Source organism: Microbacterium sp. NPDC057659 (assembly GCF_042799915.1).
GTDB lineage: Bacteria > Actinomycetota > Actinomycetes > Actinomycetales > Microbacteriaceae > Microbacterium.
In genome coordinates this window covers 401,050-422,544 of record NZ_JBHVHU010000002.1, presented here as the reverse complement: position 1 = coordinate 422,544, position 21,495 = coordinate 401,050, and the positions used below count along the sequence as shown (strand labels likewise).

Annotated in this window: 29 protein-coding genes; 16 read left to right on the top strand and 13 right to left on the bottom strand. The window is 69.6% G+C overall.

The window, feature by feature from the left end; genetic code table 11:
* The first annotated feature begins 3 nt into the window (after positions 1-3).
* The 5 genes from ACFVAE_RS10660 to ACFVAE_RS10640 are packed head-to-tail and all read left to right on the top strand — an operon-like array spanning position 4 to position 4,563.
* The gene (locus tag ACFVAE_RS10660) at positions 4-1,071 is read left to right on the top strand and encodes an ABC transporter permease (protein WP_378891550.1); all 1,068 of its coding nucleotides are present in this window, start codon (positions 4-6) and stop codon (positions 1,069-1,071) included.
* Entirely contained in the window at positions 1,068-1,976 is a 909-nt protein-coding gene (locus ACFVAE_RS10655; RefSeq protein ID WP_378891548.1) for an ABC transporter permease, read from the top strand. The genes ACFVAE_RS10660 and ACFVAE_RS10655 overlap by 4 nt, the downstream gene beginning before the upstream one ends.
* Entirely contained in the window at positions 1,973-2,794 is an 822-nt protein-coding gene (locus ACFVAE_RS10650) for an ABC transporter ATP-binding protein (protein WP_378891545.1), read from the top strand. The genes ACFVAE_RS10655 and ACFVAE_RS10650 overlap by 4 nt, the downstream gene beginning before the upstream one ends.
* Positions 2,791-3,654, top strand: coding sequence for an ABC transporter ATP-binding protein (locus tag ACFVAE_RS10645; protein ID WP_378891543.1), 864 nt, complete (start codon positions 2,791-2,793; stop codon positions 3,652-3,654). Before ACFVAE_RS10650 ends, ACFVAE_RS10645 begins: the two co-directional genes overlap by 4 nt.
* 39 nt (positions 3,655-3,693) lie before the next feature.
* Positions 3,694-4,563 (top strand): NAD(P)-dependent oxidoreductase, encoded by an 870-nt coding sequence (locus ACFVAE_RS10640; RefSeq protein ID WP_378891540.1) that lies wholly within the window; start codon positions 3,694-3,696, stop codon positions 4,561-4,563.
* On the opposite strand, the gene ACFVAE_RS10635 is transcribed toward ACFVAE_RS10640, so the two are convergent.
* The gene (locus ACFVAE_RS10635) at positions 4,535-5,944 is read right to left on the bottom strand and encodes an MFS transporter (RefSeq protein ID WP_378891537.1); all 1,410 of its coding nucleotides are present in this window, start codon (positions 5,942-5,944) and stop codon (positions 4,535-4,537) included. The two genes, ACFVAE_RS10640 and ACFVAE_RS10635, sit on opposite strands and share 29 nt — an antisense overlap.
* 74 nt (positions 5,945-6,018) lie before the next feature.
* Between ACFVAE_RS10635 and ACFVAE_RS10630 the strand changes: the two genes are divergently transcribed.
* The gene (locus tag ACFVAE_RS10630) at positions 6,019-6,483 is read left to right on the top strand and encodes a winged helix-turn-helix transcriptional regulator (protein WP_378891534.1); all 465 of its coding nucleotides are present in this window, start codon (positions 6,019-6,021) and stop codon (positions 6,481-6,483) included.
* Between the two features lie 6 nt (positions 6,484-6,489).
* Here the strand turns inward: ACFVAE_RS10630 and ACFVAE_RS10625 are convergent, their stop codons facing one another.
* From ACFVAE_RS10625 to ACFVAE_RS10590, 8 genes are all read right to left on the bottom strand, one after another.
* On the bottom strand, positions 6,490-6,975 hold the full coding sequence (locus ACFVAE_RS10625; protein WP_378891532.1) for a GNAT family N-acetyltransferase: 486 nt from the start codon (positions 6,973-6,975) through the stop codon (positions 6,490-6,492).
* Positions 6,976-6,992: 17 nt separating this feature from the next.
* Positions 6,993-7,190 (bottom strand): DUF6186 family protein, encoded by a 198-nt coding sequence (locus ACFVAE_RS10620; protein WP_378891529.1) that lies wholly within the window; start codon positions 7,188-7,190, stop codon positions 6,993-6,995.
* A complete protein-coding gene (locus ACFVAE_RS10615; protein WP_378891527.1) occupies positions 7,190-7,789 on the bottom strand; it encodes a hypothetical protein in 600 nt (199 codons plus the stop codon). The genes ACFVAE_RS10620 and ACFVAE_RS10615 overlap by 1 nt, the downstream gene beginning before the upstream one ends.
* Before the next feature lie 86 nt (positions 7,790-7,875).
* Positions 7,876-8,355: an SRPBCC domain-containing protein gene (locus ACFVAE_RS10610; RefSeq protein WP_378891524.1), complete on the bottom strand. Its 480-nt coding sequence runs from the start codon at positions 8,353-8,355 to the stop codon at positions 7,876-7,878.
* Entirely contained in the window at positions 8,352-8,684 is a 333-nt protein-coding gene (locus ACFVAE_RS10605) for an ArsR/SmtB family transcription factor (protein WP_378858655.1), read from the bottom strand. The genes ACFVAE_RS10610 and ACFVAE_RS10605 overlap by 4 nt, the downstream gene beginning before the upstream one ends.
* 47 nt (positions 8,685-8,731) lie before the next feature.
* Positions 8,732-9,646, bottom strand: a complete 915-nt coding sequence (locus ACFVAE_RS10600) for a hydroxymethylglutaryl-CoA lyase (RefSeq protein ID WP_378891521.1) — start codon at positions 9,644-9,646, stop codon at positions 8,732-8,734.
* A complete protein-coding gene (locus ACFVAE_RS10595; protein ID WP_378891519.1) occupies positions 9,643-10,863 on the bottom strand; it encodes a CaiB/BaiF CoA transferase family protein in 1,221 nt (406 codons plus the stop codon). The genes ACFVAE_RS10600 and ACFVAE_RS10595 overlap by 4 nt, the downstream gene beginning before the upstream one ends.
* Positions 10,864-10,877: 14 nt before the next feature.
* Positions 10,878-12,332 (bottom strand): GntP family permease, encoded by a 1,455-nt coding sequence (locus tag ACFVAE_RS10590; protein ID WP_378891516.1) that lies wholly within the window; start codon positions 12,330-12,332, stop codon positions 10,878-10,880.
* A 92-nt stretch (positions 12,333-12,424) separates the two neighbouring features.
* Here ACFVAE_RS10590 and ACFVAE_RS10585 point away from each other — a divergent pair, with 92 nt between their 5' ends.
* The 3 genes from ACFVAE_RS10585 to ACFVAE_RS10575 are packed head-to-tail and all read left to right on the top strand — an operon-like array spanning position 12,425 to position 14,641.
* On the top strand, positions 12,425-13,183 hold the full coding sequence (locus ACFVAE_RS10585) for an IclR family transcriptional regulator (protein WP_378891513.1): 759 nt from the start codon (positions 12,425-12,427) through the stop codon (positions 13,181-13,183).
* Between the two features lie 9 nt (positions 13,184-13,192).
* On the top strand, positions 13,193-13,468 hold the full coding sequence (locus ACFVAE_RS10580; RefSeq protein WP_378891510.1) for a hypothetical protein: 276 nt from the start codon (positions 13,193-13,195) through the stop codon (positions 13,466-13,468).
* Positions 13,469-13,501: 33 nt separating this feature from the next.
* Entirely contained in the window at positions 13,502-14,641 is a 1,140-nt protein-coding gene (locus ACFVAE_RS10575) for an aminotransferase class V-fold PLP-dependent enzyme (RefSeq protein WP_378891507.1), read from the top strand.
* Between the two features lie 6 nt (positions 14,642-14,647).
* Here the strand turns inward: ACFVAE_RS10575 and ACFVAE_RS10570 are convergent, their stop codons facing one another.
* A complete protein-coding gene (locus ACFVAE_RS10570) occupies positions 14,648-15,106 on the bottom strand; it encodes a hypothetical protein (RefSeq protein ID WP_378891505.1) in 459 nt (152 codons plus the stop codon).
* A gap of 86 nt (positions 15,107-15,192) precedes the next feature.
* On the opposite strand from ACFVAE_RS10570, the gene ACFVAE_RS10565 reads away from it, so the two are divergent.
* Both ACFVAE_RS10565 and ACFVAE_RS10560 read left to right on the top strand, forming a co-directional pair.
* Positions 15,193-15,615, top strand: a complete 423-nt coding sequence (locus ACFVAE_RS10565; RefSeq protein ID WP_378858659.1) for an NUDIX hydrolase — start codon at positions 15,193-15,195, stop codon at positions 15,613-15,615.
* Between the two features lie 20 nt (positions 15,616-15,635).
* Positions 15,636-16,823, top strand: coding sequence for an amidohydrolase family protein (locus ACFVAE_RS10560; RefSeq protein WP_378891502.1), 1,188 nt, complete (start codon positions 15,636-15,638; stop codon positions 16,821-16,823).
* A 140-nt stretch (positions 16,824-16,963) separates the two neighbouring features.
* Here ACFVAE_RS10560 and ACFVAE_RS10555 read toward each other — a convergent pair whose 3' ends face one another.
* Together ACFVAE_RS10555 and ACFVAE_RS10550 are read right to left on the bottom strand one after the other, a co-directional pair.
* Positions 16,964-17,425 (bottom strand): aminoacyl-tRNA deacylase, encoded by a 462-nt coding sequence (locus ACFVAE_RS10555; RefSeq protein WP_378891499.1) that lies wholly within the window; start codon positions 17,423-17,425, stop codon positions 16,964-16,966.
* 41 nt (positions 17,426-17,466) lie between these two features.
* Positions 17,467-17,961, bottom strand: a complete 495-nt coding sequence (locus ACFVAE_RS10550; RefSeq protein WP_378891497.1) for a DNA helicase — start codon at positions 17,959-17,961, stop codon at positions 17,467-17,469.
* Between the two features lie 106 nt (positions 17,962-18,067).
* Here ACFVAE_RS10550 and ACFVAE_RS10545 point away from each other — a divergent pair, with 106 nt between their 5' ends.
* Positions 18,068-18,625, top strand: a complete 558-nt coding sequence (locus tag ACFVAE_RS10545; protein WP_378891495.1) for a peptidylprolyl isomerase — start codon at positions 18,068-18,070, stop codon at positions 18,623-18,625.
* An 18-nt stretch (positions 18,626-18,643) separates the two neighbouring features.
* Entirely contained in the window at positions 18,644-19,531 is an 888-nt protein-coding gene (locus ACFVAE_RS10540; RefSeq protein ID WP_378891492.1) for a rhomboid family intramembrane serine protease, read from the top strand.
* Between the two features lie 124 nt (positions 19,532-19,655).
* Here ACFVAE_RS10540 and ACFVAE_RS10535 read toward each other — a convergent pair whose 3' ends face one another.
* Positions 19,656-19,895: a cell division protein CrgA gene (locus tag ACFVAE_RS10535; protein WP_378858665.1), complete on the bottom strand. Its 240-nt coding sequence runs from the start codon at positions 19,893-19,895 to the stop codon at positions 19,656-19,658.
* Positions 19,896-19,953: 58 nt separating this feature from the next.
* Between ACFVAE_RS10535 and ACFVAE_RS10530 the strand changes: the two genes are divergently transcribed.
* Genes ACFVAE_RS10530 through ACFVAE_RS10520 form a run of 3 tightly spaced genes read left to right on the top strand, consistent with a single transcriptional unit; the run spans position 19,954 to position 21,475 of the window.
* Positions 19,954-20,730 carry a class E sortase gene (locus tag ACFVAE_RS10530; RefSeq protein WP_378891490.1) on the top strand — a complete coding sequence of 259 codons (777 nt, stop codon included), beginning with the start codon at positions 19,954-19,956 and terminating at the stop codon, positions 20,728-20,730.
* On the top strand, positions 20,730-20,885 hold the full coding sequence (locus ACFVAE_RS10525; protein ID WP_378891487.1) for a hypothetical protein: 156 nt from the start codon (positions 20,730-20,732) through the stop codon (positions 20,883-20,885). The genes ACFVAE_RS10530 and ACFVAE_RS10525 overlap by 1 nt, the downstream gene beginning before the upstream one ends.
* On the top strand, positions 20,882-21,475 hold the full coding sequence (locus ACFVAE_RS10520; RefSeq protein WP_378891484.1) for an anthranilate synthase component II: 594 nt from the start codon (positions 20,882-20,884) through the stop codon (positions 21,473-21,475). The genes ACFVAE_RS10525 and ACFVAE_RS10520 overlap by 4 nt, the downstream gene beginning before the upstream one ends.
* Positions 21,476-21,495 lie beyond the last annotated feature (20 nt).

The window sequence follows — 21,495 nt, the reverse complement described above, 5'->3', positions numbered from 1 at the left end:
ACCATGACGCAGACCCAGACGATCGCCGCGCGCAAGGTGCGGCAGTCGCAGCACACCCTGCTGCGCTTCCTCGCCAGACGCGCGGTGACCAGCGTGATCCTGCTGTTCGGGATCGTGTTCGTGACGTTCTCGCTCACCGTGCTCGTGCCGGGCGATCCGATCACCGCGGCCCTCGGCGAGGGCGCGGCATCCAATCCGGCGACGGTCGCGGCGTACCGGGAGCAGTACGGGCTTGACCTGCCCGTCTGGCAGCGCTTCTTCGTCTACATCGGCAACCTGCTCCACGGTGATCTCGGCACGTCGCTGACCACCGGACGCCCGGTCTCGGAGGACCTGGCCAAGGCCGTCCCCGCCACCGGCGAGATCGCGTTCTACGCGATCATCATCAGCCTCTCCGTCGCGGTCGTGCTCGGCACGCTCGCCGCGTACCGCCGCGGCAAGGCCACGGACCAGGTGGTCCGGGTGGTCACGCTGATCGGTCTCAGCATCCCGACCTTCTGGATGGCGATCCTCTGCTACCAGCTGTTCTTCATGAACCTGCACTGGGTGAGCGGATCCGGTCGCATCTCCCCCACGATCACCCCGCCGCCGAAGATCACGGGCTTCTACACGATCGACTATCTGCTGAACGGCGACTCCGTCGGCTTCTTCGATGCCGTGAGCCATCTCGCGCTGCCCGTTCTCGTGCTCAGCCTGTTCACGATCGCCACCCTGACCCGCTTCGTGCGCACCTCGGTGCTCGAGGTCCTCGACATGGACTACGCCAGGGCCGCGCGCGCCAAGGGCCTCAGCGGGCGGCGTGTGGTGATGGGCTATGTGCTGCGCGGTGCGGCGCTGCCGATCCTCACCCTGGTGGGAATCGCGTTCGGCAGCCTGCTCTCCGGCACCGTCCTCGTCGAGGCGGTGTTCGCGTGGCCCGGCCTCGGCACCTACGCCTACAACGCCTCGAAGAACCTCGACCTGCTCGCCGTCACCGGCGTCGGCCTCGTCGTCGGCGTGATCTATCTCGTCATCAACCTCGTCGTGGACGTGCTCTACGGCTTCCTGGACCCGCGAGTGAGGCTGTCGTGAAGCTCTTCGTCCCCGAGAAGAAGACGGCACCGGGTCGTCGCCGCCCCCTCGTGCCGCGCGCCTGGCGCACCCCGCTCGCGGTGGTCGGCACCGTGATCGCCGTCGGCTGGATCCTGGTCGCGATCTTCGCTCCCTGGATCGCGCCGCACGACCCCCTCGCCCAGGACCTGCCGCGCCTCGCGCCGCCCAGCGCGGAGGCCATCATGGGCACCGACGCGAACGGTCGGGACGTGTTCTCCCGGCTCATCGTCGGCGCGCAGACGACGCTTCCGCTCGCGCTCATGCTCGTCGTGTTCGCGATGCTCATCGGCACCGTGGTCGGTGCCGTCGCCGGGTACCTCGGCGGATGGTTCGACGAGGTGCTGATGCGCATCACCGACATGGTGATGGCGTTCCCGACCGTGATCCTCGCCATGGTGATCGCCGCATCCCTCGGCCCCTCGATCATGAACGCCGTGATCGCCGGCATCATCGTCGCCTGGCCGCCGTACGCGCGCATCACGCGTTCCCTGGTGCTCTCGCTGCGCAGCCAGAACTACGTCGTCGCCGGGCGCCTGCTCGGCTCGTCGCCGATCCGCTCTCTGCTGCGGGATGTGCTGCCGAACTTCGCCGGCCCGGTGCTCGTGCTCGCGGCCCTCGACATCGGCACCGCGATCCTGCTGCTCTCCGGCCTGTCGTTCCTCGGCCTCGGCGCGCAGCCGCCCACCCCGGAGTGGGGCACGATGATCTCCTCGGCGATGCAGAACACGTCGGCCTGGTGGCTCGGCCTGTTCCCCGGTCTCGCCATCCTCAGCGTCGTGATGGCGTTCAACTTCATCGGCGACTCGCTGCGCGACGCACTCGACCCGCTGGCCGCCCGCGAACGCGAGGCGGAGACCCCGACCGACGTGGAGGCCACGCTGTGAGCGCTCTGACCATCCGCGATCTGCACGTGGTACTCGGGCAGAGCAAGGCCTCCCGCACCGAGGTCGTCAAGGGCATCGACCTGGAGCTGACCCCCGGGCGCATCCAGGGCCTCGCCGGAGAGTCGGGCTCCGGCAAGAGCATGACCGCCATGGCGATCCTGGGCCTGCTGCCCGCAGGCGGCACCGCATCCGGATCGATCCGGCTCGGCGACACGGAACTCGTCGGGATGAGCACCAAGGAGTACCGGAGGGTGCGCGGTGCGCGGATCGGCATGATCTTCCAGGATCCGTCCGCCAGCCTGCATCCGCAGATCACCGTCGGCGCGCAGCTGGCCGACGGCATGCGAGCGCACCTCGGACTGTCGAAGGCCGCCGCCAGGACCCGCGCCGCCGAACTGCTCGCGCTGGTGCGCGTGCCATCGCCTGAGGAGGCGCTGCACAAGTATCCGCACCAGTTCTCCGGCGGGCAGCGGCAGCGCATCGCGATCGCGATCGCGCTCGCGTGCGACCCGGAGGTGATCCTCGCGGACGAGCCGACCACCGCCCTCGACGGCACCGTGCAGGCCGGCATCCTGCATCTGCTGCGTGATCTCGCCGAGCAGCGCGACCTCGCCATCCTGCTGGTCACCCACGACCTCGGCGTGATGAGCGCGGTGGCCGATGACGTCGCCGTGATGCGCGGCGGCCTGATCGTCGAGGCCGGTACCCGCCGGCAGGTGTTCACGGATCCGCAGCATCCGTACTCGCGCGAACTGCTCGACGCGATGCCGGACGCGCAGGAATCGATGCTCGACCTCGACGAGGGGGACTTCTCATGACCGAAACGAACGACAGCGGACCCGTGCTGCACGTCGACGGTCTCGTCGTCGAGTACGGCGGGCGGGCCGCGTTCCGCGCGGTCGACGGGGTCTCGTTCGACATCGCGCGCGGCGAGGTGCTCGCGCTGGTCGGCGAGAGCGGATGCGGCAAGTCGTCGACGGCTCGCGCCGTGATCGGCATGGAGACGCCGCGCGAGGGCACGGTGCAGTACCGCGGTGGTGCGGTGCGGCCGCTCGGCATGCGCACCCGTCCGAAGGAGCTCACCGCGATCCAGATGGTGTTCCAGGACCCGAACTCCTCGCTGAACCCTCGTGTCCGCGTCGCCCAGCAGATCAGCGCAGGCTCCCGTGCAGCCCGTGCACGCGGGCTCGACATCGAGGCACCGTCGCACTGGTTGAAGGCCGTCGGCCTGTCCCCCGCGCTGGAGAACCGCTATCCGTATCAGCTGTCGGGCGGGCAGCGACAGCGCGTCGCGATCGCTCGCGCGCTGGCCGCACGACCCGACCTGATCGTCGCGGACGAGCCGATCTCGGCGCTGGATGCCTCGGCCCAGGCATCCGTCGCGGGCATGATGCGCGAGCTGTGCGTGGCGTCGGGCGCGGCGATGCTGTTCATCTCGCACGACCTGTCGGTTGTGCGACTGATGGCCGATCGCGTCGCGGTGATGTACCGCGGACGGATCGTGGAGTCGGGGCCGACGCCCCTGGTGTGGTCGCAGCCGGCGCATCCGTACACCGAGTCGCTGCTCTCGGCCATTCCGAAGCCGGACGGCGAGGGAACGCTGCCGGAGGCACCGGCGACGGACGCGCCGGCCGAGTGGTCGATGCGGATCCCCGAGGCACTGGATCGGGTCGCCTGACCCGTGCCGCCCGCCGGGCTCGCCGGTAGTGTGGCCGACATGAGCAGCATCGCCGTCGTCGGTCTCGGAGCCATGGGGCGACCGATCGCCCGCAACCTTCTCGCCGCCGGACACGAGGTCACGGTCTGGAACCGCTCACCCGAGCCGGTCGCCGAGCTCGTCGCTGAGGGCGCCCGCCCCGCGGACACCGTCGCCGAGGCGATGCAGGCGGGCACCGTGTTGTCGCTGCTGTCGAACGATGCCGCTGTCGCGGCGACGTTCCTCGATTCGGACGTGCTCACAGACCTGCCGTCCGGCACCGTGCATGTGAACCTCGCCACCGTCAGCACGGCGCTGGCACGCCGCGCGACCGAAGTGCATGCCGAGAACGGCATAGGCTATGTCGCCGCTCCCGTCTTCGGCAGGGTGCCGGTCGCCGAAGCGGGAGCCCTCAACGTGCTCGCCGCAGGACCCGCAGATCTGATCGACCGTGTGCAGCCGTTCTTCGACGTGATCGGCACCCGCACCTGGCGACTCGGCGAGGCCCCGGAGCAGGCGAACCTCGTGAAGATCCTCGGCAACTATCTGATCGCCGCCGCGATCCAGTCCCTCGGCGAAGCGGTGAGCCTGGCTGAGGCCAGCGGTGTGGACGCGCACCAGCTGGTGGAGCTGCTCACCTCGACGCTGTTCCCCGGACCGGTGTATTCCTCCTACGGCATGCTGATCGCCGAGCGTCGATACCGGCCGGCGGGGTTCACGACCGAGCTCGGTCAGAAGGACCTCCATCTCGCGCTCGACACGGCAGCGGAGCACGAGGTGCCGCTGCCGGTCGGCGAGCTGCTCCGCTCGGTCTTCGAGCAGGCCATCCGTGACGGCCTCGCCCACGACGACTGGGCATCGATCAGCGAGCTCCAGCCCCGCGGGAACTGATCCGCGCGAGCATCGCCACCGCCAGTCCGGCGATCACTGCGGCGAAGGGCACCCACAGCGCTCGCGTGTAGTCGGCTCCGCTCGGATCCTCCCCGCCAGCGAGGAGCACGATCGTCACGATCGACACCCCGAGCGCGGCACCGAACTGGAACCCGGTGTAGACGATGCCTCCGGCGACGCCGTGCTGTTCCTCGTCGACGCCCTCTACCGCCGCAGCGGTCAGCGGGCCGTAGATGAGGGCGAACGCGACCCCGACCAGGATCAGCGAGGGCAGCAGGTCGAGGAATCCGGCCGAGCCGTCCAGCCGCAGCGTCAGCAGGAACGCCGCCGAGATCGACACCATGCCGGCGATGAGAGTGGTCAGATTGCCGAAGCGTGCGGCGATCTTCGGAGTGAGGGTCGGCGCGATCAGCAGCTCCAGGGCCATCGCCGTGAAGGTGAGTCCGGTCTCCAGCGGCCCCCAGCCCAGGTGCTGCTGCAGGAAGAGCGTCAGAAGGAACTGCCAGGCGAAGAAGCCGCCGATGAACAGCATGCCGACGACGCTCATCCACGGCAGTCGCCCCTGCGTCATGACGCCGGCGGGCACGAGCGGGTCGGTGACGCGGCGCTCGATCACCAGGAACGCGAGGAAGAGCGCGACCGAGAGCGCGAGTGCGCCGTAGCCCACCAGATCCGAGGGATGCTCGCCCACGCTGACCACGCCGTAGATGAACGACATCATCGCGGCGGTCAGCGTCACCGCACCGCCGACGTCGAAGCTGCCGCGAAGCGGCCGCGCTCCGGCATCCGACCGAGGGATGCTGCGCGCGCCGAGCGCGAGGAAGACGAGGGCGATCCCCGCGGGCACGAAGAACACCCAGCGCCAGCCGAACGACGTGATCACCCCGCCCGCGACGACGCCGAGGTAGAAGCCCGCGGCGCCGATCGCGCCGTAGATCGCCAGCGCCCTGCCCCGCCGCTCCCCCTCCGGGAAGCTCGTCGTCAGCAGGCTGAACCCGGCCGGGGTCATGAACCCGGCCGCAGCACCGGTCACCAGACGCACGGCGATCAGCATCCAGGACTCCTGCGCGAAGCCCCCGAACGCGGAGAAGACGGCGAACACGGCGAGAGCCGTGAGGAACACGCGGCGGCGGCCGAGCAGGTCGGCGACCCGGCCGCCGAGGATCATGAAGCCGCCGTAGGCCAGCACGTAGGCGCTGATGATCCAGTGCGCCGAGCCCGTCGCCAGTCCGATGTCCGCGGCGATGCTGGGCACTGCGACGTTCAGCATGGCGACGTCGATGCCCTCCAGGAAGAGGGCGCCGGTCACGACCGCGAGCACACCCCATGGCCCCTTCGAGGCGACCGCCGACGGCAGCGGCGGGTTCTTCAGATCAGTCACTTTCGTCTCCTCGATCATGAATCGATTCACGGTTACCTCTTGTAACCTCGATCATGTTCAGTCACCATTGGGGCATGGCACAAGAAGGCACTTCAACGTTCCCGGGTTCCCTCGAAGTACCCACCCCCGCCGAGCGGGACTGCGTCGAGGCCGGCGACCCGTTCCAGTGGGACGTGCGCGAGGACTGCGAGGTGCGCCAGATTCTGGACCGCATCGCCGACAAGTGGTCGTTGCTGGTGATCGCCCTGCTCGACACCAGGTCGATGCGCTTCGGTGAACTCGGTCGCGAGATCCACGGCGTGAGCAAGCGGATGCTGACGGTCACACTGCGCAATCTCGAGCGGGACGGTCTCGTGCACCGCACCATCTACGCCGAGGTGCCTCCGCGCGTGGAGTACCGCCTCACCACGATGGGGAGCACGCTGCACCGCACCGTGCAGACCCTGGTGGACTGGACCGAGGAGCACCAGGACCAGATCGCGTACGCGCGCGAGTCGTTCGACCGCGCCCAGACCGCCGAGATCGTCGCCTCGGCCTGAGGCGATTCAGTCCTCGTCCCACTCGGCGAAGTACCAGAGCACCGGATCGTCGGTGCCGGGCAGCGAGTTGCGGAAGCCGTGCCGCTCGTAGAAGCGGCGGGCATCGACGTCGACCGAGTCGACGTTGATGTGCATCTCGCCTGCATCCCGTGCGCGAGACTCCTGCACTGCACGGTCCAGCAGCAGGGCGCCGATCCCCTGCGCGCGATGCTCCGGCCGCACGTAGAGCTCATCGAGCGTGGCGACCTGGCCGCCCTCGTTGTAGATCGCCGGTCGCAGAGCGACGACGGCGTAGCCGACGAGCTCTCCGGCATGCCGCGCGAGCAGGGCGAACGCCGCTGGGTGCGCGAGGAATCTGCGGAAGCGGGGAAGCAGCACGTCGAAGTCGGGCTCCGCCGAGTCGAACTCGTCACCGAACGCGATCTGCAGCCGCGTCAGCGCTTCGGCATCCGCCGACTCGGCGAGGTCGACGGTCACATCGGATGCGGTCATCTCATGCTCCTTCCGCTTCACAGGGTCGCGCCGGCGAGGAAGTGCCAGCCGAGCCACCACCAGATCACGATCACCGCGAGCCGGACCGATCGATCGTCGAGCAGAAGGTCGAAGAGCTCGGTCACCGTCGCCTCGGGATGCCGCATGCGGATGCCCCAGGACGCGAGCCAGAGCGTGATCGCGCAGAGTGCGAAGAACGCTGTGCTGAGCAGCATCATCGGCGCCTTCCCCGGCGAAGCAGGAAGACCCCGCACGCCAGCCAGGCCGCGATGAACGCCGAGCGCCCTGCGGCGCTGTCGAGCAGCGGATCGATGAGGTCGCTGAGCGCGTACGTCGGACGATCGGGTGCGATCTCGCCGAGGATGAACTGCACCAGCTCCCACACGCATCCGGCGATCAGCGCCGCCGCCCACACGGTGCCCAGGCGCCGCAGGCCAGGCGTCCATCGGTGAGGGCCCGCGAATGCTCCGGACCAGGCGACCACGACCGCGCCGGCACCGGTCAGGAGTACGACCGCCGCCATCCCCGGGCTGTGTCGCGGCATCAGGCAGAGGAACGCGCCGAGCAGGACCGCCGTGGCGAGGAGCGGACGCAGCGGCGCGGCGGCGGGCACGTGGCGCGGCAGCGCGGCGCTCGCGGCGACGGACACCGCCGCGGTCAGGAACACCGCGGTGTCGAACCATTGCGCACGCACGATCTGCACGACGCCGATCAGCAGCAGGATCGTGACCCAGCACAGCATCGGCCAGCGCAGGGCACGGCCGCGGCGATCCCCGTCGCGGCCCGCGGCATCCTGCTCGGCGTGCGGGTCCATGAGCTGCTCCGCTACGCATGGTAGACCCGGGGCCGAACACCGCGCCGGACTGCGACGGGATCAGCGGTCGGCGAGGCTGCGTCGACTCAGGCGGACGCTTCAGCGAGGGCGGCGAGGGCAGCGGTCACGGTGCCCCATCCTTCGAAGAACCCGAGCTCCTCGTGGCGGTCGCGTGTCGCAGGATCGCGGTGCCGGACGACCACCCGATAGGCGGTGCCGGCGGCATCCGGCGACAGCGTGATCTCGGCGGTCATCGCGACCGGCTGCGGGGTCGCGGGCCGCCAGGCACTGTCGATCGCGTTCGTGAAGACCAGGCGCTCCCCCGGCTCGACGACGAGGAAGATGCCGTCGGTGTGCGGCACGAACGCCGTGCCGTCATCGCTCATGCTCGTGACGAATGCCCCGCCTGGTCGCACATCGAGCCGCTCGACGCGGGCGACGGTGGGAGCGGGCACCCACCACTGCGCGAGCTGCGCGGGGTCGGTCCAGGCGTTCCAGATCGTCTCGCGTGGAGCGCGGATGGTGCGCTCCAGCGACAGGTCGAGCGCGGGGTCGAAGGTGGTCATGGGGTCTCCTCCAGGTCTGTGACGAATCGTTCCAGGCGGTCGGTGCGCCGAGCCCACAGGTCGCGCTGCTCCGCGAGCCAGTCGTCCACGAGCGCGAGCCGCTCCCGGTCGAGGGTGCAGTGGCGCACCCGTCCGGTCTTCGCGGTGCGGATCAATCCGCTGGACTCCAGCATCCGCACGTGTTTCATGAACGACGGAAGGGTGATCGGAAACGGCGCAGCCAGTTCGCTCACGCTCGCCGGGCCTCCGCCGAGCCGGCGGATCACCGCGCGACGGGTGGGGTCGGCGAGGGCGACGAAGACTTCGTCGAGCCCGTCATACTTTGCCATGTGGCTAAGTATTGCTCGGCGGATGCCCGAACGCAACCCTCAGCGCGTCAAGCCGGCAGCACCCAGGGGAAGGCGTGCGCCTCGCTCCGTGCGCCGGCCCGTGCGCGTGAGCGGTTCGGCTCCTGCACCGCCCCGGTGATCTCCTCGCCGAGATGCACGAGGGTCTCGAACGTCCCCACGTCCAGCCACTCGGGGCGGAAGGCGAAGACGAGGTCCTCCAGCGCGGTGTTCCCCGAGGCGCCGGGGGCGAACGGGCATCCGCCCAGCCCGCCGAGCGCGCCGTCCACGACATCGGCGCCGGCCTCCACTGCGGCCGCGGCGTTGGCCACGCCCAGACCCCAGGTGTCGTGCCCGTGGTAGACGATGCCGAGCTCTGGGCGGCGCTCCTTGGCAAGCGCGACCCGCCGGCGCACCTCACCGGGATCGGCCTGGCCGAGGGTGTCGCACACCACGACGTCGACGGCGCCCTCCGTGCGGGGATCGTCGAGGATCGCCTGGAACCGGTCGATCGGCACGACGCCCTCGAACGGGCAGGTGAACGAGGTCGCGATGCACAGCTGCACGCGTCCGCCCACTTCGGATGCCGCGGCGATCGCATCGGGCATCGCGGCGAGCGACGCCTCGGTGTCGCGGCCGATGTTCGCCCGGTTGTGGCTGTCGGACGCCGAGAAGCAGTACTGGAAGCCCCGGACGCCTGCGGCCGCCGCGCGCTCGACGTGCCGGGGCGTCGCGGTCCAGATCCAGACCCGCTCGCGATCGGCGGCATCGAGTCCCGCGACGACGTCGAGGGTGTCCGCCATCGTCGGAACGAGATCCGGCCTGGCCATCGACCCGACCTCGAGGTGCTCGACGCCGAGCGCGAAGAGCTCCCGCACGAGGGCGATCTTGCGATCGGTCGGCAGATTCTTCCCCGCCAGCTGCAGGCCGTCCCGTAGGGTGACATCCCGGTACTGCACGCTCATCGCATCCTCGTCTCGTAGTCGTCGATCCGCTCCTGCGCCCAGCCCAGCTCAGCGAGGATCTCCGCGGTGTGCTGGCCGAGGTCGGGGCCGAGCGCCGTGATGGGGCGCGAGACCCCGCCGATCACCGGGACGATGCCCGGGAAACCGACGTCTCGGCGCAGCTGATCACCGTCGTGCACGTCGAATCTCTGGATCATGCCGCGAGCGGCATACTGCTCGTCGGTGGTGACGTCCTCCGCCGTGTAGATCGGACCGGCGGGAACGCCCGCATCGTCTAGCGTCTGCAGCGCCTCGGCGCTGGTGCGCTGCGCCGCCCATGCGCCGATCGCGTCGTCGAGTGTGTCGCGGGCCTCCCAGCGACCCTCGTTCGACTGCAGGTCGGGGTCGGATCCGAGGTCGGGCCGCCCGATCAGGGTCATGTACCGCTGGAAGATCGCGTCGCCGTTGCCGGCGACCACGATGCTCTTCCCGTCGCCGCAGAGATACGCGTTCGACGGCGCGATGCCCTGCATCCGTCCGCCGGTGCGCTCGCGGCGGATGCCGTACGCCTCCCACTCCGGGATCAGCGACTCGGTGACCGAGAGCATCGTCTCATTGAGGGCGACGTCGATGGTGCGGCGGTCCAGGGGCAGCGTGACGTCCTCTTCGCCCCGCTCCCGCTCGAACAGCGACATCATCACGCCGAAGGCGGCGTAGATGCCGGCGATGGTGTCGCCGATCGAGACGCCGGTGCGGCTCGGCGGGCGACCCGGTTCGCCGACCAGTTCGCGGAAGCCGCCGTACGCCTCGGCCACCGCGGCGAACCCGGGCCGGGCGGAGAGCGGCCCGGTCTGCCCGAAGGCCGAGATCCGCGCGACGACGAGTCGCGGGTTCGCCTCCTGCAGCGTGTCGGCGTCGAGGCCCCATCGGTCGAGCGTGCCCGGCCGGAAGTTCTCCAGCAGCACGTCGGCGCCACGGATCAGGTCCAGCACGATCGCGCGTCCCTCACCGCTGCGCAGATCGACCACCAGCGAGCGCTTGCCGCGGTTCGTGGTGCGGTACAGCATCGATGTGTCGCCGGCGTAGAGCCGCCAGCGGCGCAGCTCGTCACCGGTGCGGGGCCGCTCGATCTTGATGACGTCGGCGCCGAAGTCGGCGAGCAGGCGCCCGGTGGTCGGCGCGGCGATGTAGTTGCCGAGTTCGATCACACGGACGCCGTGCAGGGGCGATGCGGTCATGATGTGCGGTTCTCTCAGTGCACGAAGACGGACAGGATCAGCGTCATGCCGAGGGCGATGACGGATGCCACGGAGACGCCGACCGTCACGGTCTTCAGCGCGCCGCGCACGGATTGGCCGAGGAACAACTTGAGCAGCCAGAACGTGTTCGACGTGACGTGGATGCAGAACAGCGCGCCGGCGCCGGCGGCCAGTGCGATGATCAGCGGGTTCAGGCCGAGGCTCGCGGCGGCCGGTGCGATGATGCCTGCGGCGGTGATGGCCGAGAGCGTGACCGACCCGACGGCGATGTGCAGCAGCGCGGCCATGACCCAGACGACGAGGATCGGCGCCCATGTGGTCGCCTGGAAGTAGCCCTTGAGCACCTCGCCGAGGTCGCCCTTGGCGATCACCGCGGCGAGCGATCCGCCGATGCCGGTGAGAACGAAGATCTGCCCGCCGTCCTGGAAGCCCTTCACCAGCGACTTCTCGATGCGCTTGATCCCCACGGCCGCGCGGCCGACCAGTCCGGTCGCGATGACGGCGAGCAGCAGGGCGATCACCGGGTCGCCGAGGAACTGCATCACCGGGTTCTCGACGCCCATCACGGTGAGGACGGCCTGGGCGGCGATGAGCGCGAGGGCGGCGAGCATCGGTCCGAACAGGAGCAGCAGCGGGGGCTCGCGGGTCTCGGCGACCGCTCCGCCCGAGGCGTGCCGGTTCGGAGTGCCGCCGATCGCCGTGCGCAGGGTGCCGGTGCGCGTGGAGTCCAGCTCGACGCCGTCCTCCGCCGCGGAGGCGCGCACCAGGGACGGCTCACGCTCGACATCCTCGTCCTGGATCGTCTCCTCCTCGTCACGGAGCGGGTTCCAGAATCCGGCGCGGAACAGCACGGTCATCACGATGATCGCGAGGATGACGGTGGGGACGACCACGGCGAAGCCGCCGAGCATCATGATGCCGAGGGGAACATTCAGAAGGCCGGCCAGCGCGACGGCGGCGAAGCCCGGGACCATCAGCACGATGCCGGTCTCGAGGCTGATCGCGAAGGTGGCGGCGATGATGCCGGTGCCGGCCTTGCCCAGACGCGGCGCGATGCGCCGGGCCAGTGGCGCGGCCATCACGATCATGACGTCGATGAAGATCGTCTGCAGGTAGGTCGCGAAGGACAGGCCGAGTGCGTATGGGATGCCCTTGGGACCGAATGTGCGCAGCAGTGCGTCCACCAGCCGGGTGATCGCGCCCATCTCGTTCAGCATCGCGCCGATCAGCACTCCCCAGGCGATCAGGAGACCGGCATCCATCATGACCTCGCCGAAGCCGGTGGTCATGGTCTTGACGGTGTCCACGGGGCCGAGGCCGGTGAGCAGCCCGATGCCGGCAGCGCCGACGGCGAGGGCGATCACGGGGTTGATGCGGAATCTGACGATGGCGAGCACGACGGCGATGATGACGAGCGCGACGACACCCATGGTGTACCAGTCGGGCATGAGAAGCCTCCCCTTCGAGGAATCAGTTCTCACATACTAAGTTGATTCTCACTATTTGAGAAGAGCGGTCGCGCGAGCCGTAGGATCAGTGCATGGCAGAACAGCCGCTCCTGGTTCTGGGCAAGATCGCCGCGATCCTGGACGCCTTCACCCTCACCGCACCGACGCGAACGGCGGCCGAGATCCGCTCGATCACCGGGCTGCCGACCTCGACGACGCATCGGCTGCTGGGGAACCTCGTGCAGCACGGATTCCTCGACCGCACCGGCGACGACTTCCGGATCGGCGCCCGGATGGCCTTCTGGGCAGGGCCCGCCGCGCGCAGCCGCGACTTCACCGAGCTGCTCACACCGCGTCTGAACGCGCTGCGTGACGAGACCGGCGAGACCGCCTGCTTCTTCCGCGCCGAGCAGGGGTCGCGGGTGTGCATCGGCCTGGCCGAGACGCACCACGCCCTGCGCAGCGAGATGTACGTCGGGCGCATCCAGCCCCTGCACGTGGGCAGCTCGGGCCGGGTCATCCTCGCCTGGCGCGACGATCTGCTCGACGAGATCACGGCGCAGGCGCTGCCCGCGCTCACCGAGGCGACGATCACCGATCCGCAGGAGCTGCGGCGTGCCGTCGCCGAGACGCGCGCCGCCGGCTACGCGATCACCGTCGGCGAACGGCTCGAGGCGACCTCGGGCCTCGCGGCGCCGGTCTTCGACTCGCACTCCGCGCTGGTCGGCGCTGTCACGCTGATGGGGCCCACGCTGCGGATGCCGTGGGCACGCTGCGAAGAGCTGGTGGATGCCGTGGTCGAGGCCGGCGAGTTGCTCACCGCGGCACTGGGCGGCCGGCATCCCGCATAGGATCGAAGCGTGCTCATCGGTGTCGTCCGTCCTGTCGAATTCAAGAACGTCACCGTGCAGGGGCACGAGTTCGACGAGATCAACGACCTGATCGCCGCCGAGACCCCTCCGGGGTGGCTGCTCGTGCACGCCCCCGTGGCGATGGCGAAGAAGGACACCGTCCTCACCGCCGAGGCCCGCATCGAGCGCCGCGACGGCCTGCAGGAGATCGAGGCCGACGACCTCGAGGCCCTGCAGGCGAAGGTCCCCGAGGGCTACCAGCTGCTCAGCGTCCGCGAGGTCTGACGCCGCACGCACCGCCGTGGCAAGCTGGGGAGCATGAGTCTTCCCCACGCTGACATCGACCCTGACGGCCTGCTGGAGTACTCGGTGGTCTTCACCGACCGCTCCCTGAACCACATGTCGCAGCGCTTCATCGGCGTGATGAAGCAGACCCTCGGCATCCTGCGCGAGGCGTACAACGCGCACAGCGTCGCCATCGTGAACGGCGGCGGCAGCTATGCGATGGAGTCGGTGGCCCGGCACCTGGCCGCCGGCCGCCGCGCGCTGGTCGTGCGCAACGGCCTGTTCTCGTACCGCTGGTCGCAGATCCTGGATGCCGGCGAGTTCGCTTCCGATGTCACCGTCTGCCTGGCCAGGCCCGACTCCGACGAGCACCAGGCGGCCTGGAGCCCGGCGCCCATCGACGAGGTCGTCGAGGTCATCCGCGCCCGCGAGCCCGAGGTGGTCTTCGCGCCGCACGTGGAGACGGCCGCCGGCATCATGCTCACCGACGACTACGTGCGTTCGCTCGCCGCCGCCGTGCACGAGGTCGGTGGCCTGTTCGTGCTGGACTGCGTCGCCTCGGGCGCGATGTGGGTCGACATGCAGGAGCTCGGCGTCGACGTGCTGATCAGCGCACCGCAGAAGGGCTGGAGCGGCACGCCGGGCACCGGGTACGTCATGCTCAGTGCCGCCGCCCGCGAGGTCGTCGAGGCCCGGGAGTCCAGCAGTTTCGCCCTCGATCTGCGCACCTGGTTGGCGATGGCGGACGCCTACGTCGACGGCCGCGCCGCGTACCACGCGACCATGCCGACCGATTCGATCGCGCACAACCTGACCCAGATGATCGAGACCCGGGACCGGGGCTTCACGACCGTCCGCGACGCGCAGGTCGAGCTCGGCGCCAAGGTGCGCGAGGTGCTCGCCGCTCGCGGGCTGCCCTCTGTCGCGGCATCCGACTGGGCGGCGCCCAGCGTCGTCGTCGTGCACGCCGACGACCCGGGCCTGCGCACCGGCGCGCGCCTGCGCGAGGCCGGGCTGCAGGTCGCCGCCGGCGTGCCGCTGCACTGCGGCGAGCCCGAGGACTTCTCGACCTTTCGCATCGGTCTGTTCGGTCTCGACAAGCTCGGCGACATCGACGGGACGGTCGCCCGCCTCGCCGACGCCCTCGACCGGATCGGCGTCACGCCGGTCTGAGCCTGTTCAGGATGCCGCGCGGCGGACGAGCGCTGCGAGGAACTCGCGGTCGGCGTCCTCGAGGCGGGTGAGCGCGAACGACACAGGCCACACGTTGCCGTCGTCGAGCGCCGCGGGTGACTCGAACTCGAAGGTGGCGTAGCGCACCTTGAACTTCGACTTCGGCTTGAAGAAGCACACCACCTTGCCGGCGGCGTTCGCCCACGCGGGCATGCCGTAGTAGGTGCGCGGCACCAGGTGCGGCGCGTTCTCGGCGACGAGGGCCTGCACCTGCTCGCCCAGCATCCGATCCTCGTCGGGGAGCCCGGCGATCTTCTCCTGCACCTCGGCGAGGCCCTCGGCGTAGACCTCCTCGGGCGACTTCTTCGCCCGGCTGCGCGCGGTGCGCGCCTCCTTGGTGCGCTCCTTCATGGCGGCGCGCTCGGTGTCGGTGAAGTTCACGGTGCTCTCGGTCGTGGTGTCCATGATGGGTCCTCTCCTGGGGTGTGCTCTCACGCTACGGCCGGGTCACAGGGAGGCGCTTCTCGATTCCTGACGGCTACTGTGAATTCATGGATCTGCGCGTGGCCGCCTACGCCGTCGTCACCGACGACAGCGATCGGATCCTGCTCGCACGCTGGACGGAGGGGCGACGCATCGCCTGGACCATGCCGGGCGGCGGTCTCGAGGACGGCGAGGATCCCGAGGATGCCGTGCGCCGCGAGGTCCGCGAGGAGACCGGCTACTCGATCGCGGTGCGAGAGCTGCTCGGCATCCACTCCCGGGTGATCCCCGCGACGCGCCGGATCACCCATTCGGAGGAACCGCTGCACACACTGCGGATCGTGTACCGCGCAGAGGTCACCGGCGGAAAGCTGCGCTTCGAGGAGAACGGCTCCACGGACCGCGCCGGATGGTTCACGCCGGCGCGCGTCGAATCGCTGCACCGCGTGAAGCTCGTCGACATCGCCCTGCGGATGGCGGGCATCCGCTGAACTTCGGCGAGGATGGAGCGATGAGCACCTCCTTCCCCGCAGTCACCGCAGTCCGCAACGTCCGCCCCTGGGGAGGGGAGGCAAGCGACATCCTCATCGACGGCTCCGAGATCACGCGGGTCGTCCCCGCGACGGATGCTCCCATCGCAGACACCGAGGTCGACGGGCGCGGCCTGCTCGCCATTCCCGGCCTGGTGAACACGCACGCCCACGTCGACAAGTCGTGGTGGGGGCACCCGTGGCAGTCCTACGGCGGCGAGGGCGGCACCGACGGCCGCATCCGTCACGAGCGCGCCCGTCGCGACGAGCTCGGCATCCCCAGCGTCGAGATCACCGGTGCCGTGCTCGCCGAGTCGGTGAAGACCGGCACCACCGAGATCCGCACCCACGTCGACGTCGACCTCGGCCTCGGCCTGCGCGGCATCGAGGCCGTGCGCGAGGCCGTCGCCGCCTACGACGGCGCGCTCGCCTGCGAGATCATCGCCTTCCCGCAGGACGGCGTGCTGCGTCGCCCCGGCGTGCTCGCCCTGCTCGAGGATGCCGCGAAGGCGGGCGTCGAGCACATCGGCGGCCTGGACCCGGCCGGCATCGACCGCGACCCGGTCGGCCAGATCGATGCCATCCTCGGCCTCGCCGCCGAGTACGGCACCGGCGTCGACATCCACCTGCACGACGGCGGTTCGCTGGGCGCGTTCCAGTTCGACCTCATCATCGACCGCACCCGCACGCTGGGCCTGCAGGGCAAGGTCAACATCGCGCACGGCTTCGCGATCGTCGACCAGACTCCGCAGCGGCGCGCGGAGCTGCTCGCACAGATGGCCGAGCTCGACATCACCATGACCACGGTCGCGCCGGTGCGGATGACGCAGTTCGGCCTGCACGAGTTCGACGACGCCGGCGTGCGCTTCGGCTTCGGCACGGACGGCATCCGCGACCTGTGGAGCCCGTACGGCACCGGCGACCTGATGGGAATCGCCTGGCAGTACGCCCGCGGCTCCGGCATCGTGCGCGACGAGGACCTGCTCCGCGTCGTGCAGCTGGCCACCTCGGCCGCCGCGCCGTTCGCCGGCGTCGCGCAGAACGATCTCGCCGCCGGTTCGCGCGCCGACATCGTGCTCATCGACGCGGAGAACCCGATGGATGCGCTGGTGCGCACGCTCCCCCGCGAGCGCGTCATCGGCGGCGGGAAGCTGCTGTTCGCGCGCTGAGAGCGTGATGCGGGACGCCCTTCGTCTCGCTCGTCCCTCGCTCGCTCAGGACCCGGGGCGGAGTCGCTCGTCCCTCGCTCGCTCAGGGTCCGGATCTGCCCGGGTCCTGAGCGAGCGAAGCGAGACGAAGGACGTTCGCCCTAGTCGCGGGGCTTCTCCGGCTCGGAGATGTCGGCGACGGTCGCGCCGTAGGCGGCGATGAGGGCGTCGGCGTCGACGAACAGGCTGTAGCCGTGCGCGCCGGCGCCCATCGCGACGCGCTGCCCGACGATGCTCTCGTCGGCGAACACCGGCCAGTCCGTGGTGCTGCCGACCGGGGTGATCGTCCCCCGCTCGTAGCCGGTGGCGGCCAGCGCCAGCTCTGCCTCGGGCAGGCGCAGCTTGTTCACGCCCACGATCGCGCGCAGCTTCGGCCAGGAGATCGACCGGCCGCCGGGCACGAGGGCGAACAGGTAGGTGTCGTCCGACCGCTTCACGACCAGCGTCTTCACGATGCCGGATGCCGGGATGCCGAGGATGTCGGCAGCTTCCTGCAGGCTGTTCGCCGCGGGACGCTCGCGGATCTCGATCTCGAGTCCACGGGCGGCCGCGGCGTCACGCACCCGGGAGTGCCCTTCGGCCGGTTCAGGGACCGAAGAAGATGTCACGCGTTCGGCGGCGACAGCGGGTCGTCGGCGACCCAGAGCTCGTCGTCGGCACGCAGCGCCTGCCAGGCGGCGGCGATCACGCCGACCGCCGCCGCGACGCCGAGGATGATAGCGATGACACGACCGAGGCCGAGTCCGCTGCTCGCCGGCACCGGCGCGGCCTGGCGTGCGACGCCCTGACGCTTGGCGTTGGCGACATCCCAGGCCGACAGTGCGGTGCCGACGACACCACCGACGATCGGGACGACCTTGTCGTCGACGACGTGGCGGCCGTAGCGCACGCTCTGATCGACCACAGGAGCGACCTTGCGGTTGTACGTGTCCTGCACGACCGGCACGACCTGTTCACGGTTGAAGTTGCCGAGCTGGCGGCTGGCCTCGCGCGCGACGTCGGCGGCCTGACCGACGAGCACCTGCTGCGACTCCCAGAGCCGGCCTGCGTCTTCCTGAAGCTTGCGCAGTTCCTTCTTGCGCTTGCGGCTGACGTTCACGTTCTCTCCCGTCGATCGGAGTTCGTTGTCCCCATCCTGCCAGATGCATTCCCTGCGCGGCACAGAACCGGCCGCATTCAAAGCATCCTCTGCGAGAATGGAGGGCATGGCTCACGCTTCGCACGTCGCAACCCTGCACACCAACCACGGTGACATCGTCATCAACCTGTTCGGCGACCACGCCCCGAACACGGTCAAGAACTTCGTCGGCCTCGCCGACGGCACCGGCTCCTGGACCGACCCCGCCACCGGCAAGCCCGGCGAGGGTCCGCTGTACAAGGACGTCATCTTCCACCGCATCATCCCGAACTTCATGATCCAGGGCGGCGACCCGCTCGGTCAGGGCGTCGGCGGACCCGGCTACACCTTCAACGACGAGATCAACATGGAGCTGAACTTCAATGCTCCGTACATCCTCGCCATGGCGAACGCGGGCCTGCGCCGCAACGCCATCACCGGCCAGGCCGAGGGCACCAACGGCTCGCAGTTCTTCATCACCACCGACCCGACGCCCTGGCTGCAGGGCAAGCACACGATCTTCGGCGAGGTCGCCGATGACGCCTCGAAGGCCGTCGTCGACGCCATCGCCGCCGTGCCGACCGCCGCGGGCGACCGTCCGATCGAGCCGGTCGTGCTGCAGTCAGTCGACATCGTCGCGGCCTGATCGCGCCCGCCGATCCGGATGACCACGCCCGAGTTCACGGCCAACCGTGAGAACTTCTGCTACCGGCATCCGGATCGGCAGAGCTTCGTGCTCTGCCAGCGCTGCCTCCGCACCATCTGCCCGGAGTGCCAGACGCAGGGGCCGGTCGGCGTCATCTGCCCTGAGTGCCTGAAGGCCCAGCGCAAGGCCGAGACCCCCGCCCAGCGCCGCGCGCGCCGGCAGTGGGGCATGTCGTCGGCCGCCGACGGCAAGCCGATCGTCACCTACGCGATCATGGCCGTGACCAGCCTGGTCAGCCTGATCGCGATGATCCCCGGGATCGGCCGGCAGATCACGAACGCGCTGCTCTTCTCGGGCGTCTACCTCTACCCGAGTATCTCGCCGTATCCGTTCGAGCCCTGGCGCCTGCTTACGGCCACGCTCGTGCACGGCGGCTTCATCCACCTTGCGCTGAACATGCTGGCGCTGTGGATGATCGGGCGCAGCCTGGAGCCGATGCTGGGGCGCTGGCGCTATCTCACGCTGTATCTGATCAGCGGCCTCGGTGGCTCGGTCGCGGTGGCGTGCCTGGATCCGACCCAGGCGACGGTCGGAGCATCCGGTGCGATCTTCGGCCTGATGGCGGCCCTGCTCATCGTCGGCCGGCACCTCGGGGCGAACGTCACCGGCATCCTGGTGATCCTGGTGATCAACTTCGCCTACGGATTCTTCGTCACCGGCATCGCCTGGCAGGCGCACCTGGGCGGGATGCTGGTCGGCGCTCTGATCGCGTTCATCTACACGCGCACGAAGCGGCCGAAGCAGCGAGGTCTGCAGATCGCTCTCCTGTCGGCCGTGGTCGTCGCTCTGCTGGTGATCGTCGCCTTCGTGCCGCCCGCTCTGCTGCTCGCCGGCGTCTACGGTTGAACAGAGTTATCCACAGGGTTGTGCACAGCATGGGGAGAATTACACACATGTGATTCCACAGCCCGCATATACGAAGAAACCCCCTCGCTGAGGGGGTTTCTTCGTATCGAGATGCGGATGCCGGTCAGCGCCAGCGTGTGGTCATGAGGAAGCCGATCAGCGCGATGCCCAGGCCGATGGCCAGGTTCCAGGCGCCGATCCCGGGGATGGGGAAGCCCTGCCCGGAGATGTAGTAGACCAGGATCCAGATCAGGCCGAGCAGCATGAAGCCGACCATGACGGGCTTGAACCAGACGGCGTTGGGGGCGTCATCGCCCTCGGCGCGCTCGACGGCGGGCTCTTCGGGTTTGCGGGAACGTGCCATGCGGACAGTCTACCTGCGCGCACCTGGCGCTTTCACGCGCCGGATTAGACTTCCGATCATGGCCGACGCACCTCCCCGACGTCGCTCGCGCGCGACGTTCGCGAGCGTGCTGGGCGAGCTGCTGCTGACCGCCGGCGCGCTGGTGCTGCTGTTCGTCGTCTGGCAGCTGTGGGTGGGCGACATCATCATCGGAGCGCAGAACAACGCCAAGGGCGCGGCGCTGTCGCAGCAGTGGGAGGCGATGCCGCCGCCCGAACCGCCCGCCCCGACCAAGGCGCCCGACGGCACGACCGCCGTCGCGCTGCCGGCCACTCCTCCGCATCCGGCCGATGCCGAGATCTTCGCCAACATGCACATCCCCCGGTTCGGCGACGACTACGACGTGAACATGGCGGGCGGCACCAGCCGCGCACGCACCCTCGACAAGATCGGCATCGGCCTGTACACGGAGTCGAAGATGCCCGGCGAGGTGGGGAACTTCGCCCTCGCCGGCCACCGCACCACTTGGGGAAAGCCGTTCAACAAACTCGACAAGCTGAAGCTGAACGACGCCATCGTGGTCGAGACCCGCGACGGCTGGTACACCTACCGGTTCCGCACGCTCGAGTACGTCAAGCCCACCCAGACCGACGTGCTGCTGGACGTGCCGCAGATGCCGGATCTGTCCACAGGCGAGCGGTACATCACGATGACCGCCTGCTCGCCGCTCTACTCGCTGGCCGAGCGCATCGTCGCCTACGGCGTCTTCGAGGGCTTCCAGCCCCGCGCGGACGGCCCGCCGGCATCGCTGGCGCCGGTCGACGTCGCCACCCCATCTGCCGAAGGAGCCCGCTGATGTACGCCGCCCTCTGGCGCCTGCTGCCCGGACCCTGGTGGGTGCGCACAGTCATCCTTCTGGTCGTTCTGGCGGCCGTGCTCTACGGCCTGTTCTTCTACGTCTTCCCGTGGGTGAGCCCGTTCATCACGCCCGGCGAGGTCGACGTCCAGTGACCGCGCGCGTCCTCGTCGTGGACAACCACGACAGCTTCGTGCACACGCTGATCGGCTATCTGCGCGAGCTCGGCGCCGAGGTCACGATGATCGAGGCGGATGCCGGTGACGTGGCGTTCTTCGCCGGCCTGATCGACGAGTACGACGGCGTGCTCATCTCCCCCGGCCCGGGAGAACCCGCGGATGCCGGGGCATCCGTCGACATCGTCCGTCTCGCGGCCGAGAGGCGGATGCCGCTGCTCGGCGTGTGCCTCGGGCATCAGGCGATCGGCGCTGCCTACGGCGCTCCCATCGTCGCGGCGCCCGAGCTCATGCACGGCATGGTGTCGAAGGTGCAGCACGACGGAACCGGGCTGTTCAGCGGCATCCGCTCGCCTTTCGACGCCGGGCGCTACCACTCACTGGCGCTCGACGAGGCGGACCTGCCGCCCGAGATCCGCGTGACCGCACGCACCGCGAACGGCACGGTGATGGCGCTCGCGCACGAGAGCCTGCCGATCGTCGGCGTGCAGTTCCACCCCGAGAGCATCCTCACCGAGAGCGGTCACCGGCTGCTGGACAACTGGCTGGACACGCTCGCCGGTCGTTGAGCGAGGGAGCGCAGCGACCG